This is a genomic window from Vagococcus xieshaowenii (genome assembly GCF_004792515.1).
In the GTDB taxonomy this organism is placed as follows: domain Bacteria; phylum Bacillota; class Bacilli; order Lactobacillales; family Vagococcaceae; genus Vagococcus_A; species Vagococcus_A xieshaowenii.
The window spans coordinates 1,406,183-1,422,299 of the sequence record NZ_CP038865.1 but is presented as its reverse complement, the minus strand read 5'-3'; the positions used below and the strand labels follow the sequence as shown (position 1 = coordinate 1,422,299).

The following is a 16,117-nucleotide window of genomic DNA, read 5'->3' as shown; positions in this document are numbered from 1 at the left end:
CTAGAGATTTAGATGTTTTTAAGCAAACTATGCTAAAATGAAGCATATTAACTAGTAAAAATTAATACGTAAATGAGGGACAAAATAAATGAAAGAAAAAATGACGGAAATAGCAGAGAAGCTGAAGCATTTTTGGGCAACTATTATGGAGTATTGGCTACCCATTTGGTCCAAAATTCAACCGGGACTCGTTAGTTTTGAACAAAAACGCAAACGATTTTGGAAGAAGTATCAAGTGAATAAAATTCTTGTCTTACTAGCCTTACTGACGGTACTAATCACAAGTATCTATCTATTTGTCTTGGCCAAGAGTCAAAACGTGGGGATGTTGAAGGCTGGTTTACAACAACGAACAATTGTTTATGATCAATCGGATGAAGAAGCGGGAACATTAGGACAAAAAGGTACGTTTGTGACTATTGATGAAATATCACCTTATGTCATTGATGCTCTGGTTTCCACGGAAGATCGTCGTTTTTATACGCATCGTGGTTACGACTTAAAAGGAATTGCACGTGCTGTTGTGGGAAAACTAACCACTGGAAGTATTACGGGTGGGGGAAGTACGATTACGCAACAATTAGCAAAAAATGCGTATTTAAACTTAGATCAAACATTAATTCGTAAAGCAAAAGAGTTATTCCTATCAATTGAAATTGAAAAGACTTACAACAAAGACGAGATACTAGAGATGTATTTGAACAATGTCTATATGGCCAATGGAGTAAAAGGAATTGAAGATGCCTCGCATCGTTATTTTGGCAAGACAGCCAAAGATTTAACCGTAGATGAAGCTGCGATATTAGTTGGCATGTTAAAAGGACCGGAAATCTACAACCCAATTGATCATTACGATAATGCCATTAATCGACGAAATACTGTATTAAGTGTCATGGTAGACAATGGGAAGCTAACGCAAGAAGAGGCTGATCAATATACATCCGCAGGAATTTATTTAGCGGATAATTATAATGAAACAACTAACGGTTATCGTTATCCCTACTATTTTGATGCGGTTTTAAATGAAGTAGAAGCTAAGACCAAGATTTCAGCTGAAGATTTACAAAAGAAAGGCTACAAAGTATATACGTATTTAAACCAAAATTATCAACAAGGAATGGATACATCGTTTGCCAATGATTATCTTTTCCCACCTAATGCTGAAGATGGTGAGACAGTACAAGGTGCGTCTATTGCTTTAAACCCAACAACAGGTGGTGTAGAAGCTGTAGTGGGAGGTCGTGGAGAGAAAGGTTATCGCGATCTTAATCGTGCAACACAAGCTAGCCTTTCACCTGGTTCAACGATGAAACCTTTGGCAATTTACACACCAGCATTAGAAGCAGGTTATAATGCCGATTCTATTTTAAAAGATGATCCTATTGATTTTTATGATGTGACAAACTACGATGGGCAATATTACGGAGATGTCAGCATGCATTATGCATTAGAACAAAGTTTGAATGTTTCGGCAGTGTGGTTAATGAATAAAATTGGGATTGATACAAGTTTCAATAAAGTACAAAAGTTTGGTATTAATTTAGATGAGCAAGATCATTATTATGGTATGGGCTTAGGTGGTTTAACTAAAGGAACGACACCCATGCGTATGGCGAGTGCATATAGTGTGTTTGCTAATGATGGGCAACAGACACCAGCACGCTTTATTCGTAAAATAGAAGATGCCTCAGGTAAGATAGTGTATGAGAATGAAACACCTAAGGCTAAAAGTGTGACATCTAAAAAAGTTGCAGATGATATGACAAGCATGATGATGGGAGTGTTCTCAACAGGATCAGGAGCTTCTGCTAAACCTTATGGCTTCCAAATGGCAGGGAAAACAGGAACAACAGAAAATATTTCTTCAGATGGTAACGCCAAGGATCAATGGATTATTGGTTATACTCCAGACGTTGTGTTAGCGACTTGGATTGGTTTTGATCAAAGTAGTGAAACACATTATTTAACAGGTTCAAGTGGACAAAATCTATCTGCTTTATTTAAAGACCAAGCCGAACGAATCTTAGTTAACTCTCCTCAAACGAGCTTTGATGTGAGCGATGTTAATGATGATGGTTCATCGGGATTTGGTAATACATTAGAGTCATGGAAAGATAAAATTAAGGACAGTGTTAGTGATAAAGTAAAAGATTCTGTTGAAGAAAATTTACCAAGTATTAAAGAAAAAATTAAAGATGGTTTACATTACTGGAAAGATCAAATGTCAGATGCGTTTAACGGTCTAATAAATCGTTAGATTCAAGAGACTTTAGATGGGAAATTTAAGTGACTAATGGTACAATAAGAGTATCAAAAAAGGATAAGGGAGAGACTATTTTATGGCAGTTAATATTTATGATAGTGCAAATCAAATCGAAAGAGATATTCGTGAAACACCACAATTCATCGAATTAAAAAGTGCGTTTGATGCATTGAAGGAAGACGAAGCAGAATATAAATTATTCATTGAATTCCAAGAATTACAAGTTTCATTCCAACAAAAACAAATGACAGGTGAAGAATTTACTGATGAGGATGCACAAAATGCTCAAGCCTTAACGGAAAAAGTTCAATCATCTGAAAAAATTGCGAATTTAATGCAAAAAGAACAAGCATTTAGTGTCATCATTAATGATTTAAACAGAATAATCATGACGCCAGTTAAAGAATTGTACGAAGATAAATAATAAATAGGCTGTCTCTGTATTTTTGATATTGAGACAGCTTTTTTTTTACCAAAAGTTAACGAGCACTACTATATAGTTTTTGGGGAGTGATGACAATGAAATTTATGCACGTTGCAGATATGCATTTAGACCAATCTTTTGAAGGATTAGGAAAAATCCCGCATGACGTTGCTACTAACTTACTAAAACAAAACAAACTAGCAATGGTTAAATTAATAGATGAGGCTATTGCTCAAGAAGTCGATTTTTTATTGATTGTGGGAGATACATTCCACCAACCTAAAATTACTATTCAAACCCAAAATTTCTTTATTCAACAATTAAGGCGTTTAGAAGCACATGGTATTCACGTTGTCTTGTCTTTTGGAAATCACGATTATTATCAAGCACATCGCTACTGGTTTGAATTCCCACGTAATGTTTATTTATTTGATGCCGAAGAAGTTCAAACGATTACGATTGCAACCAAAGATGGTCAACAAGTAGCTATTTCGGGATTTTCTTATGAGCATCGTTGGATTGAAAATAATATGACAAAAGCTTATCCACACAGAAAACAAGACGTAGATTATCATATTGGTTTTTTTCATGGGCAAATCGGTGATAATCCTTATGCCTCATTCTCACCAACCCTTGCAAACGAAAAAGGTTATGATTATTGGGCACTAGGGCATATTCATCAGCCACAAGTTATTCAAGAACAGCCATTAATGATTTATCCAGGTAGTTTAATTCCACATACACAAAAGGATAAAGACAGTGGCAAGTATGTATTAGTGGAATCGAGTTCAACAGGGTTGTCATATGAATGGCATCAAGTTTCAGAAGTTAAATGGTTAGAGCAACTAGTAGATACCTCTTCATTAGAAAATATGCAAAGCTTGATTAATCGTTGCCGTCTTTTGTTTAATCAACAAGCAGAGGGGTATGAATTTGTATCGTTAAAGTTAGATAATATGTCTGAAAAATTTTCTGCACTACTTGAAGATCCATCACAAAAAAAAGAGTTACTCTACATACTACAGAAAGAATTATTTGAAGCGTCTAATGGAAACACATGGCTATATGCATTAAAAACAGTACCTATTTATCAGCCTGAACGCTTTTCATTGCCACTCAAGGAGGAAAAAGTAGATGCTCTTTTAGAAACCTATCAGGAACCAGAAAAATTCCAGGAATTAATAGGGGACTTATATAAAAATGCTATGTCAGCACAACTAGTAGCAATTGATGAAAGTAAGCAGCAACAACTTATTGAACAAGCTAAAGAACAGTTTAGTGAGTCATTCTCTTTAAGGGAAGGTGAATCATCATGAAAATTAGGCAATTAAATATTGTAGGATTTGGTAAATTAATTAATCAACACGTCACGTTATCTGATGAGATGACATTGGTTTTTGGTCAAAATGAAGCTGGAAAATCAACGATGTACCAATTTATTAAGACCATCTTATTTGGCTTTCCAAGGAAAAATGTGAGCAGTCAGTCATATGAGCCTAAAGAACAGGCGTTATATGGTGGTGAACTAACGTTGGAACATCCAGTATATGGAGAAATAAAAATTAGACGCATTAAAACCGAAAATAAAGGCAAAGCAGTGGTCATCTTAGAAAATGGTTCACAAGCGGATGAAAAATTTTTGCAAGAGATGCTACTGCCACTAAATGAAGAGTTATTTGATGAAGTATTTCGCTTAGATCAAACACAATTACAAACATTAAGTAACTTGTCTGAAGAGAATTTACAAAAACAATTATTAAATATCGGCTTGACAGGAAGCAAAAAACTAGTGGAATTTCAAGAAGCCAATATAAAAGCTGCGGATCAATTATATCGTCCTCGTGGGAAAAATCCGAAAATCAATCAACAATTAGAAGAATATGAGGAATTAAAACGACAGTTAACGCAAAAAGAAAATGAAGAAAAAGTCTATCAGAAGAAGCTATTTGATCGTGATAATTTAGTAGATGAAATGGAAGATTTACAAATCTTTTTACAAGAAGAGACCCAATTGAATGAGAAACTTGCTAGAAGAATTGAACATTTTGATGATTGGCAACGTTATAACCATTTAAAAACAGAAGAAGACAAGCAGGATATTGTATTAGATGAAGAAACATTAAGTGACTATCGTAAAGCGTATCAGAAGTACCAAATTTTAGATGAGCAAGAGCGTCGCTTAACAGAAGAACAATTACGACATTCTGCTAAAACAGAAAGTGAAGCACTTGCATATTATTTAAATAACGAAGATCGTTTCAAACAATTTCAACAAGATCGTCCTTATTTAGAAAAGATGGCCCAAGAGATTGACGTTATGAAAGCCTCTCAAGCGGATAAACAAGCAGAAATTACTAGTTTACAAACGCATTTAAAAATAACTCAAATTGAAGAATCGTTTTATCCAGAAAATAATGGGCTAAAAGAAATTCAATCACTCGCTATGCGTGAGAAAAGTTTGAAAAAACATTATGAAGAGCAACAGACTAAAGAAGTGTCGCTTCTACAACAAAAAGAGTCGTTGGTAACGGCTGATTTTGAAGTCTCACTACCCAAAAAAATAGATTATCGCTATCTATATGGTGCGTTTGGCTTTAGTATTTTAGGGCTTGGATTTGTTCTGCTCTTAAAAATGATATGGTTTGGTTCCTTTTTCTGCCTATTAGCCTTAGGATTACTGGGCTATTTCTTGTATCAAGTGTTTCAAAAAGATGATACGACTGAGGAACAAAGCCAAGCGATTGCTTTAGTAGACAGAGAACTGGAAGAAAATCGTAACGTGATTCATACCTTGAAGCAAGAGGAAGAAAAAATTAACAGTGCCAAGCAGACGTTTGCTGGTATTTATCAATTTAATGAAAACAAACAGGCAGAGCAATGGCTAGACGAGATGACCTTACGTGAACGCTTGTTTGATATGCAAGTATCCACTCAAGAAATGATTGAGGCAATGGCCATTAATGAAAAATATTTAACTGACTATTTGGCTATTAATGATTGGTTAGTAGACCGATTTAGTATGACAGTTGAGGAAATGTTGCCTAAATTATCAGAAGTGACAAATTATATTCATGAGATGCAACAAAAGCAACAGCAATATTTATTGGAACATTCAGATACCTATCAAGTTTTTGATTCATTAAAAAATGCACGTCAGCAAAAAAATAAATTAGTGAATCAATTCATGACTCGCTTGACTCGCTATAGCATGGAATCATTTGAAGAACTACCCGCATTTATTAGAAAACAAGAAGAACAACAGCAATTAAAGCAACAATTAGAGCATCAAACACGTATCGTGAGTGCTAACTTTAATCCAAATGCTCATTATGAGCTAGAGAAGCTAAAGCAAACACATACCACACAAGTTGAAAAAATTATGGAATTACAACAACAATTGAAGGAAATACAAGAGCAATATGATGCGCTTCATTATGATATTCAACGAATGGAAGAAGATGGTAGTCTATCTGAGTTGTATCAATTAGAGGCTAATTTACGAGGTGAAATTAATCAAACGCAAGAAGAGTGGGTAGTTAATAAACTTGTGACGACACTTTCTCAAGATATTCAAGATGTCATGGGACAAGAACAGTTACCACAATTATTAGCTATTTGTTCAGAGTATTTCAATGAGCTAACATTAGGAAATTATAAAGCCTGTACATTTGTAGAAGGTCAATTAATGGCGCAACACGTCACGGGAAAATCGTTCACCTTAAATGAACTATCAACCGGAACTAAAGACCAATTATACATGGCCATGAGATTGGCATTTTTAACGCTACATAGTGAGGAACAATTATCTCCTTTACTAATTGACGATAGTTGGTTACATTATGATAGTGATCGAAAAAATGCGTTATTTAACGCATTACATAAATTAAGTGCTCACGTACAAGTTATTTGCTTTAGTTCAGATCAAAGTCTAAAAGAATTTGCAGAACAGCAACAAGTGAGCGTGATTAATCTTTAGGAGGAACCATGAAAAAATTAAAGGAATTAGTGCTAGACGAAACATTTGAAATGTTTGTCTTATTAAAAAATGCTGACGTACGCGTCGCAAAAAACGGGAAAAAATTTATTGCTTTAACGTTTCAGGATAAATCAGGTTCTATAGATGGTAAGTTTTGGGGAGCCAGTGATGAAGAAATTGAAAAATTTGTGGCAGGAACTGTTGTGTTATTAGGCGGTAAACGTGAAGCCTATCAAAATGCACCGCAGATTAAAATTCTTAACATGCGACTTGCTACTGAGTTAGAACCTCATGATCCAAGTCTGTATATGGAAGCAGCACCGATGACACGTGAAGAGATGGAAGAAGAGATTCAACAAGTTATCTTTGATATTCAAAACGCTACATGGAATCGTATTGTACGTCATTTATATGCTAAGTATCATGAGGAATTTTATGAATTTCCAGCAGCTAAACGTAATCATCATGCGTTTGCAGGAGGTTTAGCCTTCCATACCTTATCAATGTTAAGGTTGGCTAAAGGAATCATTCATTTCTATCCACAAGTTAACCAATCATTACTTTATGCGGGGATATTATTACATGATTTAGGGAAAGTTATCGAACTTTCAGGATCAGTTGGAACAGAGTATACATTAGCAGGTAATTTACTGGGACATATTGTTATCGTTGACGAAGAGATTACTAAAGCCTGTGAGGAATTAAAATTAGATCAGATGTCTGAAGATGTGGTTGTGTTGAAACATATGGTATTGTCTCATCATGGTTTATTAGAATATGGTTCACCTGTAAGACCACAAATTATGGAGGCTGAAATTCTACATCAATTAGATAATCTAGATGCGTCTATTCAAATGATGTTAGGAGCATTAAAATCAATCGAACCTGGTGAGAGAACTGAGAGAATTTTTGGATTAGATAATCGTAATTTCTATTTGCCTAACGTTTAGTTGTAGATAAATAAAAAGGTGTAAGACATAAATGGTCTCACACCTTTTATTTATTATTTAGATGTTTCAGTTGAAGCTTCTGTAGATTCAGTTGTTTTATCTGAAGCATCAGTTGCTTTATCTGAAGATTTAGTTGAAGTATCAGTAGATTCTTCTTGGATGAATTGGCTAATAACTGAAGAGATATCTTCGTCTTTCACTTTTACGTTAGCTTTTTTAAATTCTTTACTAATGACATCAACTTGGAATTCACTATCGTTCTTTTTATTTTCAGTGATAATTTCAGTTAATTTTTCTTTGAAAGGTTTCATGTCATTACCTTTGTCTTGAGTTTTAACCATTTTCACAATATAGTAGCTAGTTGTTTCTTGGTAGTTAGCATCATATGAACTTACTTTAATTAAATCAGAAACCGCACCATTTTTTAATTTATAAGCAGCATCTTTAACTTCTGTAGGAACGGCTGTATCTGTTGAATCAAATTTAGTTGTTCCTTTATCAGCAGCTGATTCTAATGTAGAGTTATCTTTAGCTAATTTACCAAAGTCAGCATCTTTTTTCTTAGCAGCTTCTAACACTTTTTTCGCTTCTTTTTCATCGTTCATTGCGATTAATTGTGTTTCAACTTCAGGATGGAAGTCAGCCCATGCTTTCTTTAAGTCAGCATCTTTAACTTTGATGTGAGCTTCTAACATTTTTTCAAACGCAGCATTTGATGTTAAGGCGTCTTTGTAAGACTCTTCTGTTAAGCCTTGTTGTGATAGAGCAGAGGCAAATGAATCACCATATTGTTCTTTTGTTTCGTTAAATGTTTTATCTACTTCTTTTGAATCTACTTTGTCACCGTAAGCATTAACGGCTACTTTATGTAAAATCATGTTAGTAATTTTTGATTGAACAGTGCTATCTGATTTGACTTCATTGTAAACATCAACAGCAGTGATTGTATCACCTTTCATGGTAATAACATCTTCGTTTTTTTCAGATGAGCAAGCAGCTAATGTTGTTGCGCAAATAAATCCAATAATCGCTAATTTAAATTTTTTTGTTTTCATTATATGTGACTCCATTTCTTTTCATTTATGTTTTATACATGTTTATATATCCTATAATAATATACCATATTTTAATTTTAAATAAACTAAAAGTCTGGTCAATCCATAGAATAGTTAAACATTGTTAACTTAAACGAAGCTTAAAAATTATGATTTGTTTTGTTTAAACTCATTTAAATGTTGTGTTAGTTGCTCAGTTGTTTTTTTAATTTCTTTGATTCTAGGGGAGCTCTGAAATTTGAATGTCTCGATGGTTTCTTTTGCTTCAGTTGCGATATCTGGTAGTAGATCACGCGCGACCTCGTTAAATTTAGATAATGACTCATTCAAGTCTGTTAAACTTCTTTGCATCTCGTCGACGTTTTGAGCAGAAGTGTCTAAGGCGTTCACCATGTTTTCTTTTGATTGGTTCATATCAGATGAAAATTGTTGACGTAAATCTTTACCACTCTTAGGTGCATAAAGTAAACCTAACACCCCACCTAGGAGTGAACCGAATAAGACACCTTTTGAAAATTTTGCCATATTAGTTCACCTCTTTTTTTATGGCATGGGCAATCTGTTCCATAGCTTCAGGTGTGTAGTCAGCCTGATTATTAGCAAATGATAAACTAAAGCCATCTTGCTTACTGTAACGTGGAATTAGGTGAACATGTGAATGGAAAACCGATTGATAGGCTAATGCCTTATTATTGTTCACTATATTTAAGCCTTGCATGTCTGGAAAGGCTTGTTCTAACGCACGGGCGATTTTTGGTACTCTAGCAAATAAAGTTGCTGCTAAATCTTCGTCGTATTCAAAAATATCAGTGACATGTTTTTTAGGAATTACTAGGGTATGTCCTTTGGTTACTTGTGATAAATCTAAAAAAGCTAATACCTCTTCATCTTCATATACTTTATAACTAGGGATATCACCTGAAATTATTTTACAAAAAATACAGTCTGTCATTATATTCCCTCCTTAAATAGTGCTATAAGTTAATGATAAGGAAAGTACAAGGCAAAGTCAAAAGGAAATGATTGTTAAAATACAATTATGTTATAATAATTAAAGTGAATAAAGGAGGACAAACATGAGTTTAAAAATAAAAAATTTAACAGGTGGTTATGGTCATTTACCTGTATTAAAAGATATAAATTTTGAAGTCTCATCTGGCGAATTAGTGGGATTAATCGGCCTAAACGGTGCAGGAAAAAGTACGACAATCAAAAATATTATTGGCTTATTAACACCTCAAAAAGGCGAAATAACGATTGATGATGAGCAATTAACAACCAATCCGTCTGTTTACCGAAAAAAAATTGGTTATATTCCTGAAACCCCCGCTCTATATGAAGAATTAACTTTAAAAGAGCACATTGAAATTACTTGTATGGCATATGACATTCCTTTAGAAGAAGGCATGAAACGTGCTGAAAGTTTATTAAAAACATTTCGATTAGAAAATAAATTAGAATGGTTTCCATCAAATTTTTCTAAAGGAATGAAACAAAAGGTAATGATTTTATGTGCCTTTTTAATTGAGCCTAGCCTTTATATTATTGATGAACCTTTCTTAGGACTTGATCCGTTAGCTATTCATGCGTTGCTTGAGTTAATGAATGAAATGAAAGAACAAGGGGCTGCAATTTTAATGTCGACCCATATTTTAGCAACGGCTGAAAAGTATTGTGATCGCTTTGTCGTTCTACATGAAGGGAAAATTCGTGCCATTGGAACTATGTCTGAGTTACGTCAAGAATTTAACTTACCTAATGCGTCATTGGATGAATTTTATGTGAAGTTAACTGAGGAAGAGGGGATTGCTTAATGGCTGAACTTTTCCAATTAAGATTAAGTCGTTATCAAAAAAAGATATTTCGCTACTTAAAATACGTATTTAATGATCATATGTCATTACTCTTACTATTTATGGTAGGAGGCTTTGTTTTTTACTATACGGAATTTATTAAAATTATTAGCGATCACCCGGTAGTATTGAAATTATTGGTAAGCCTGATTTGGTTAGCAAGTTTAAGTGTTGGTCATATAGCTACATTGGTTGAAGAAGCGGATAAAGTGTTTCTATTACCTAAAGAAAAAGAAATTCGTCATTATTTGGCGAGGGCTTTTAATCATTCGTTAGGCGTCCCTTTTGTGGTGGTAACGGTCGTTACGTTTTTATGCGGCCCATTGTTATTAACTAATCAAACAAGTCATTGGTTGACACTCTTACCACTGTTATTAATGATGTACGTGCTGAAATGGACGCATTTAACCATCAAACAAACACAACTTTATCAACTGACTGAAGAAGAACATCGACGTTTACCCCTGCTTTACTGGCTAATAGCAGGAGTGACTATTGTTACGTCATTATTTATCAATGGCTGGATAGGCTTAGTTATGGCAGTAGCTATGGCGTTCTTGATTAGAAAAAAAAATCATACAACGTTAACATCTGGAATTTTTGATTGGGATCAAGCGATTAAAACGGAAAATAGCCGTCAGAAAAAAATCTATCAATTTATCAACTTGTTTACAGACGTTCCTGGTATTAAGAGTCAAGTGAAACGCCGTAGTTATTTTGATTCCCTTATTAAAGTAGCAACAAAAAATGATAAAAACCCTTATGTTTATTTATTTGCAAGAAGTTTTGTACGTGGTAATGAGTATAGTGGGATGTTTATCCGTTTACTGCTTGTCGCGATCGTTATGTTGTGCTTTGCAAGTAGCTTATACATGGCGTTACCGATTAGTTTAGTAGCAATCTTCTTAATAGGTTTCCAACTTATTCCAATGTTTCAACAGTTTGACTATATGGTCATGACGCAGCTGTATCCATTAGAAGATAGACAAAAACAAAAAGGTCTTCAAAAAGTTATCACGATGCTATTACTATTAGCTGCATTTGTGTTATCAGTGTTATTAGCAATTGTTGTGGCTGGCGCTATGAATAAACTAATAGCCATTGCAATAACATTCGTCTTTACATTAGCATTAACGTCACTTTACATTCCGTTTCGTTTGAAAAAATAAGACAGATGTTATGTTGTGCTATCTTGACGTATACGACATTGCGAGATACAATAGAAAATGCTAGTTTTTCTTGAAGAAAGGTTAACTAATTAGAAATGGTGGAGGGACTTATGGAAACAGATTTTCAATTTGATAATACGTGGACCCTGCACTCGATTGCAGGAGATACCGGTAAGTCCTATATGGGCATTCGTAATACTGAAAAAGTATTTATAAAACGAAATACCACCCCGTTTCTTGCTGCACTTTCTCAAGAAGGCGTTGCACCGAAATTATTGTGGACGAAGCGTACGGGAACGGGTGATGTAATCACTGCGCAAGAATGGCTAGATGGTAACGTGTTGAGTTCAGCTGATATGAAAGAAAATGCTGATGTCATTAAATTATTACTACGTCTCCATCATTCCAATTCGCTAAAGACTATGTTAAGTAAAGTTGGCGGCCATAAACGAAGTGCGTTTGATTTTTTAAGAGAATATGCACAAGACGTGCCGCAAGAACTTAAAGATAATCAGTATTTACATCGGGTATTTAGATATTTAGAAGATCACTTACCAAATGATACGGATTTGTGTGTCTGTCATGGAGATCCAGTGCATCATAACTGGTATGTTTCAGAAGATAATCGGTTATATTTAGTCGATTGGGATAATTGTGTGTTAGCAGACCCTGTCGTTGATATTGCCTACATATTATGTCGTTATATTCCAAAAGATGAATGGCAAGCTTGGCTACAAGCTTATGGTATCGAAGCGACACCTGAATATTTACAAAAAGTTCAGTGGTACATTGGGATGATGCTATTGTTAAATATTAAACACTATTATATGTTAGATAATAATGAAAAAGTACAACAAGAAGTCATGCTTTTAAAAGATTATTTTATATTTGAATAAGTTGAGCAAGTGAGAACTCGCTCAACTTTTTCTGTGAAAAGGAGAAATTATGAGAGTCAGAAATAAACCATGGGCGAAAGAGTTAATTGAAGAAAACCCACAATATGTTGTAGAAAATCCTGAAAGTTACAAAGGGAAATGGCAAAGCAGATTTGAAAAATCACAACCATTACATATCGAGGTTGGTTCTGGTAAAGGTCGCTTTATTGTCGGAATGGCGAAACAAAATCCTGATATTAATTATATCGCGATTGAATTAGAACAAAGTGTGTTAGTTTCTATTTTAGAAAAACAATTAGAAGAAAAATTACCTAATTTACAAATTTTACATGTGAATGGATCAGCATTAACCGAATATTTTGAAACAGGTGAAGTTGATTTAGTCTACTTAAACTTCTCAGACCCATGGCCTAAAACACGTCATGCAAAGCGTCGTTTAACGTATAAAACATTTTTAGCAACGTATGAAACGATCTTAGTTGATAACGGTGAAGTTCACTTCAAAACCGATAACCGAGGTTTATTTGAATATTCATTAGTCAGTTTCTCAGAATATGGCATGCGCCTAAAACAAGTCTGGTTAGACTTACATGCTTCTAACTTTGAAGGTAATGTCATGACCGAATACGAGGAGAAGTTCTCAAGTAAAGGCCAACCGATTTACCGCGTCGAAGCACAATTTGTGAAATAAACATAAACTAGGCAAACTACTCAGATGAAAGAGTGGTTTGCCTGTTTTTTTGTCTCAAACAATATAAATATAGACGGAAAATGCTCCTTCCTTTTCTGCGTATTCCATATTTTTTCGTTCTTCTGTTATTTTTTTTCCTAGTTCAGGTAATCCTATTAGATTATAGGTTTCTATCAGTTGTTGGAAAAGTCGTTCGCCTTCTTGATTATTCCCCATTCTGTTTTGTAAGAGTGATTCATAAAACATTAAACGCATAGCGTAACGTGTATCTGGATTTATTTTTAGATGGTCTCTTATTTTTTTGAGAATGAGTTTGGATTCATCAAATGCATCCAAGTTTAAAGATACTGAAAAACAAGTCAAAAAAACATTGAAAATCATTTCTTGATTTCCTGGAAAATCTAGATAACATTTGGCTCTTTTAGTTGCTTGATTCATTAATTTCATTAGTAAATCAATGGGCATAGCGATGGCAAAACGATTCATTAACGAAATTTCATATACTCCCCAGTTATCTACCGAAAGTAAGTATCGGATAATAGGTGATAAATAGGATTGTACTTTTGTTTGGCAATAACTTAATCTCAGTTGTTTGTCATGTGAAGTAAGTTCATACCACATCTGATTATTAATTAATACAAATTGGTAATAATGAGCTAAACGTAAACTAGGGTGCTTTTGTAAATATGTAAAAATTTCTTGTGATTTTTGTATTAATTGCTGATGTATATGAAAAAATAACTCTTTGTCGTAACCGACCACACTATTTGTTATATTTTGATACTCTGTCATTAATATATCTTCATAGCTCTTTTCTATAGTAGATTGTTCTAAAAGAGTCTGTATTTCTTCTAAAGAAACCTCTAATTTGTTCATTAACCGAATAAAGCGGTCATAAGATAATTTAGATTGATTTTTTTCAAATTGGGCAATGAGTGAAATAGATAGTTGTTCGTCTGCTAGTTCTTTAAGTTTCATTCCCTTATTTGTTCGTAAATAATGAAATACCTCACCATAAGTTTTCATCTGCTCACCTCTATATTTACAGTATATTGTAATTTTAGTTTAACGCTCTTTTATTTATTTTACAATCAGGGGGAAAGGAAGTGGTTAAGATGTTAATTACTAAATATGGGAAGAAAAGAGAATGGTTGCTTTGTTTATTATGTATGATGTTAGATGCTTGTCAGGGCTTAATTTTTGCTTATATTGTCAGTGGTTTTACTAAGGCAGCGACCAATAAAGATTTAGTCTTGTTTAAACAAATTTTGTTTGTAGGTGCAATTTTGCTGATTGGATTTGCTATTATCAACTATTCGACGAAATTAACAAAGGTGAAATTAATTCAAACGATTAATGAGTCCTTGAAAACACGAGTGATGGCGGTGTTGTTAAATAATCGCCAAATAGAAACTAGCGAAGGTTTGTCATTTTTAACCAATGATTTGAAACAGTTAGAAACAAACGGCTTCTTAGTCGAAATTCAAGCATTCTCTTGTCTGTTTAAAGTAGTAATTTCAATTGCAGGGGCCTTACTTTTTGATGTTAAGATGACAATTGTCTATATAGTGGGTGCCTTGCTTCCTCTAATTGTTGGCAAGTTTACGAAAGGTTCAATCTCTCGTGCTAGCAAGAGCTGGCAAGCAGCTAACCAGTGCTATGTTAGTACTATTAAAGATACATTATCAGGTTTAACAACTATTCGAACGTATCATGTGTCTCCTTTTATGCAAAAAAGAATGAACAAAGTTACACATGATTTAGAAAAAAGTTTTGCTCAGATGACCAAAAAGGTAGCTCTTTCAGACATTTTTGTTTATTTCATCTCATGGTTTTCTGGCCTTTTACTGCCTTTTGCTTTAGGTGTTTATTTAACTATTAAAGGACAACTTGAATTTGCTGTTTTCATGGGTGTTTTACAGTTGTCGAATAACTTTGTGTATCCGTTGATTGAGCTCATGCAGTTAAAAAATCAAAAAGCAACGACTACTTCGATACAAGAGACATTAAATCAGTTTTTGGATAAAGAAGAACCAATCGAGCAAGATAGCGCCAATGAAATATATGCTATTAATGAGTCGATGGTGTTTGAGTCGTTAATCATTAGTGATGGAGAAGTTAAGCAAGACAATTTGCTTTTAATGCCACAAACGTCATTAGAAGTTCGGGCAGGTGAAAAAATATTAATTACTGCTCCTTCAGGATTTGGTAAAAGTACGTTGTTAAAGACGCTACAAGGTCAGAAACAATTATCTTCAGGAAGCTATCAAATCAATCAACTGCAGAGCCAGTCCTATCCTGACACTAAACTTCAATCATTTTTCAGCTATATTCAGCAAACACCATATCTTTTTGAAGGGACACTTCGATTCAATGTAACGCTTGGCGAAGATTATTCAGACGAGGCGCTTGAGCATGTCATCGAACAAGTTGGGTTAGCGGATGTCGTTGCTGAAAAGGGCTGGGATTATTTATTAGGTGAAGGGCAAGGGGATTTGTCAGGTGGGCAAATTCAACGGTTAGAAATTGCTAGAGCTTTATTAAGGAAGCGTCCGGTTTTATTAATTGATGAAGGGACTTCTGCACTAGACAAACAAACTTCGTTAACAATTCGTGATATAATTAACGCTTATCCTGGTACAGTAATTGAAGTCGGGCATAAATTAAGTACAGAAGAACAACGTGGCTTTGATCGTGTGATACCACTTGATAAACAAGCAAGAGAAGCAAGTTAGCTTCTCTTTTTTTATATAAAAATACAAAATTGTTCTTTTTGTAACAGCTTTAAAGTCTGTAATAGTTGATATGATAGGAACGTTAATTTTATGGAAGAATAAATT

At 34.2% G+C, this 16,117-nt stretch carries 14 protein-coding genes; 10 read left to right on the top strand and 4 right to left on the bottom strand.

Going from position 1 to position 16,117, the window contains the following annotated elements:
• Positions 1 to 88: 88 nt before the first annotated feature.
• The 5 genes from E4Z98_RS06865 to E4Z98_RS06845 all read left to right on the top strand — a co-directional run bounded on the left by E4Z98_RS06865 (position 89) and on the right by E4Z98_RS06845 (position 7,613).
• Entirely contained in the window at positions 89 to 2,257 is a 2,169-nt protein-coding gene (locus tag E4Z98_RS06865) for a transglycosylase domain-containing protein (protein WP_135254582.1), read from the top strand.
• 82 nt (positions 2,258 to 2,339) lie between these two features.
• On the top strand, positions 2,340 to 2,687 hold the full coding sequence (locus E4Z98_RS06860) for a YlbF/YmcA family competence regulator (protein ID WP_135254583.1): 348 nt from the start codon (positions 2,340 to 2,342) through the stop codon (positions 2,685 to 2,687).
• A gap of 95 nt (positions 2,688 to 2,782) precedes the next feature.
• On the top strand, positions 2,783 to 4,003 hold the full coding sequence (locus E4Z98_RS06855; protein ID WP_167790923.1) for a metallophosphoesterase family protein: 1,221 nt from the start codon (positions 2,783 to 2,785) through the stop codon (positions 4,001 to 4,003).
• Positions 4,000 to 6,663 (top strand): AAA family ATPase, encoded by a 2,664-nt coding sequence (locus tag E4Z98_RS06850; protein WP_135254585.1) that lies wholly within the window; start codon positions 4,000 to 4,002, stop codon positions 6,661 to 6,663. The genes E4Z98_RS06855 and E4Z98_RS06850 overlap by 4 nt, the downstream gene beginning before the upstream one ends.
• 8 nt (positions 6,664 to 6,671) lie before the next feature.
• Positions 6,672 to 7,613, top strand: a complete 942-nt coding sequence (locus E4Z98_RS06845; RefSeq protein ID WP_135254586.1) for a 3'-5' exoribonuclease YhaM family protein — start codon at positions 6,672 to 6,674, stop codon at positions 7,611 to 7,613.
• Positions 7,614 to 7,666: 53 nt separating this feature from the next.
• Here E4Z98_RS06845 and E4Z98_RS06840 read toward each other — a convergent pair whose 3' ends face one another.
• The 3 genes from E4Z98_RS06840 to E4Z98_RS06830 all read right to left on the bottom strand — a co-directional run bounded on the left by E4Z98_RS06840 (position 7,667) and on the right by E4Z98_RS06830 (position 9,620).
• On the bottom strand, positions 7,667 to 8,668 hold the full coding sequence (locus E4Z98_RS06840) for a peptidylprolyl isomerase (protein WP_135254587.1): 1,002 nt from the start codon (positions 8,666 to 8,668) through the stop codon (positions 7,667 to 7,669).
• Between the two features lie 147 nt (positions 8,669 to 8,815).
• Positions 8,816 to 9,193, bottom strand: coding sequence for a YtxH domain-containing protein (locus E4Z98_RS06835; RefSeq protein WP_135254588.1), 378 nt, complete (start codon positions 9,191 to 9,193; stop codon positions 8,816 to 8,818).
• Between the two features lies 1 nt (position 9,194).
• Complete coding sequence (locus tag E4Z98_RS06830) at positions 9,195 to 9,620, bottom strand: HIT family protein (RefSeq protein ID WP_135254589.1); 426 nt, start codon at positions 9,618 to 9,620, stop codon at positions 9,195 to 9,197.
• A gap of 124 nt (positions 9,621 to 9,744) precedes the next feature.
• On the opposite strand from E4Z98_RS06830, the gene E4Z98_RS06825 reads away from it, so the two are divergent.
• The 4 genes from E4Z98_RS06825 (at position 9,745) to trmB (ending at position 13,277) form a co-directional block, all read left to right on the top strand.
• Positions 9,745 to 10,482, top strand: a complete 738-nt coding sequence (locus tag E4Z98_RS06825; RefSeq protein ID WP_135254590.1) for an ABC transporter ATP-binding protein — start codon at positions 9,745 to 9,747, stop codon at positions 10,480 to 10,482.
• On the top strand, positions 10,482 to 11,690 hold the full coding sequence (locus E4Z98_RS06820) for an ABC transporter permease (RefSeq protein ID WP_135254591.1): 1,209 nt from the start codon (positions 10,482 to 10,484) through the stop codon (positions 11,688 to 11,690). Before E4Z98_RS06825 ends, E4Z98_RS06820 begins: the two co-directional genes overlap by 1 nt.
• 110 nt (positions 11,691 to 11,800) lie before the next feature.
• Positions 11,801 to 12,586, top strand: a complete 786-nt coding sequence (locus E4Z98_RS06815; RefSeq protein ID WP_135254592.1) for a phosphotransferase family protein — start codon at positions 11,801 to 11,803, stop codon at positions 12,584 to 12,586.
• Between the two features lie 49 nt (positions 12,587 to 12,635).
• Complete coding sequence (gene trmB, locus E4Z98_RS06810; protein ID WP_135254593.1) at positions 12,636 to 13,277, top strand: tRNA (guanosine(46)-N7)-methyltransferase TrmB; 642 nt, start codon at positions 12,636 to 12,638, stop codon at positions 13,275 to 13,277.
• A gap of 54 nt (positions 13,278 to 13,331) precedes the next feature.
• Here the strand turns inward: trmB and E4Z98_RS06805 are convergent, their stop codons facing one another.
• The gene (locus tag E4Z98_RS06805; RefSeq protein ID WP_135254594.1) at positions 13,332 to 14,303 is read right to left on the bottom strand and encodes an Rgg/GadR/MutR family transcriptional regulator; all 972 of its coding nucleotides are present in this window, start codon (positions 14,301 to 14,303) and stop codon (positions 13,332 to 13,334) included.
• Between the two features lie 89 nt (positions 14,304 to 14,392).
• Between E4Z98_RS06805 and E4Z98_RS06800 the strand changes: the two genes are divergently transcribed.
• The gene (locus E4Z98_RS06800) at positions 14,393 to 16,012 is read left to right on the top strand and encodes an ATP-binding cassette domain-containing protein (RefSeq protein ID WP_241856756.1); all 1,620 of its coding nucleotides are present in this window, start codon (positions 14,393 to 14,395) and stop codon (positions 16,010 to 16,012) included.
• The last annotated feature ends 105 nt before the right edge of the window (positions 16,013 to 16,117 follow it).

What these genes read in the sequence shown, in the direction of transcription:
- trmB (WP_135254593.1), top strand. Translation starts at nt 12,636, where the DNA reads ATGAGAGTCAGAAATAAACCATGGGCGAAAGAGTTAATTGAAGAAAAC.
- E4Z98_RS06850 (WP_135254585.1), top strand. Translation starts at nt 4,000, where the DNA reads ATGAAAATTAGGCAATTAAATATTGTAGGATTTGGTAAATTAATTAAT.
- E4Z98_RS06825 (WP_135254590.1), top strand. Translation starts at nt 9,745, where the DNA reads ATGAGTTTAAAAATAAAAAATTTAACAGGTGGTTATGGTCATTTACCT.
- E4Z98_RS06820 (WP_135254591.1), top strand. Translation starts at nt 10,482, where the DNA reads ATGGCTGAACTTTTCCAATTAAGATTAAGTCGTTATCAAAAAAAGATA.
- E4Z98_RS06835 (WP_135254588.1), bottom strand. Translation starts at nt 9,193, where the DNA reads ATGGCAAAATTTTCAAAAGGTGTCTTATTCGGTTCACTCCTAGGTGGG.
- E4Z98_RS06800 (WP_241856756.1), top strand. Translation starts at nt 14,393, where the DNA reads ATGTTAATTACTAAATATGGGAAGAAAAGAGAATGGTTGCTTTGTTTA.
- E4Z98_RS06805 (WP_135254594.1), bottom strand. Translation starts at nt 14,303, where the DNA reads ATGAAAACTTATGGTGAGGTATTTCATTATTTACGAACAAATAAGGGA.
- E4Z98_RS06865 (WP_135254582.1), top strand. Translation starts at nt 89, where the DNA reads ATGAAAGAAAAAATGACGGAAATAGCAGAGAAGCTGAAGCATTTTTGG.
- E4Z98_RS06815 (WP_135254592.1), top strand. Translation starts at nt 11,801, where the DNA reads ATGGAAACAGATTTTCAATTTGATAATACGTGGACCCTGCACTCGATT.
- E4Z98_RS06845 (WP_135254586.1), top strand. Translation starts at nt 6,672, where the DNA reads ATGAAAAAATTAAAGGAATTAGTGCTAGACGAAACATTTGAAATGTTT.
- E4Z98_RS06860 (WP_135254583.1), top strand. Translation starts at nt 2,340, where the DNA reads ATGGCAGTTAATATTTATGATAGTGCAAATCAAATCGAAAGAGATATT.
- E4Z98_RS06840 (WP_135254587.1), bottom strand. Translation starts at nt 8,668, where the DNA reads ATGAAAACAAAAAAATTTAAATTAGCGATTATTGGATTTATTTGCGCA.
- E4Z98_RS06830 (WP_135254589.1), bottom strand. Translation starts at nt 9,620, where the DNA reads ATGACAGACTGTATTTTTTGTAAAATAATTTCAGGTGATATCCCTAGT.
- E4Z98_RS06855 (WP_167790923.1), top strand. Translation starts at nt 2,783, where the DNA reads ATGAAATTTATGCACGTTGCAGATATGCATTTAGACCAATCTTTTGAA.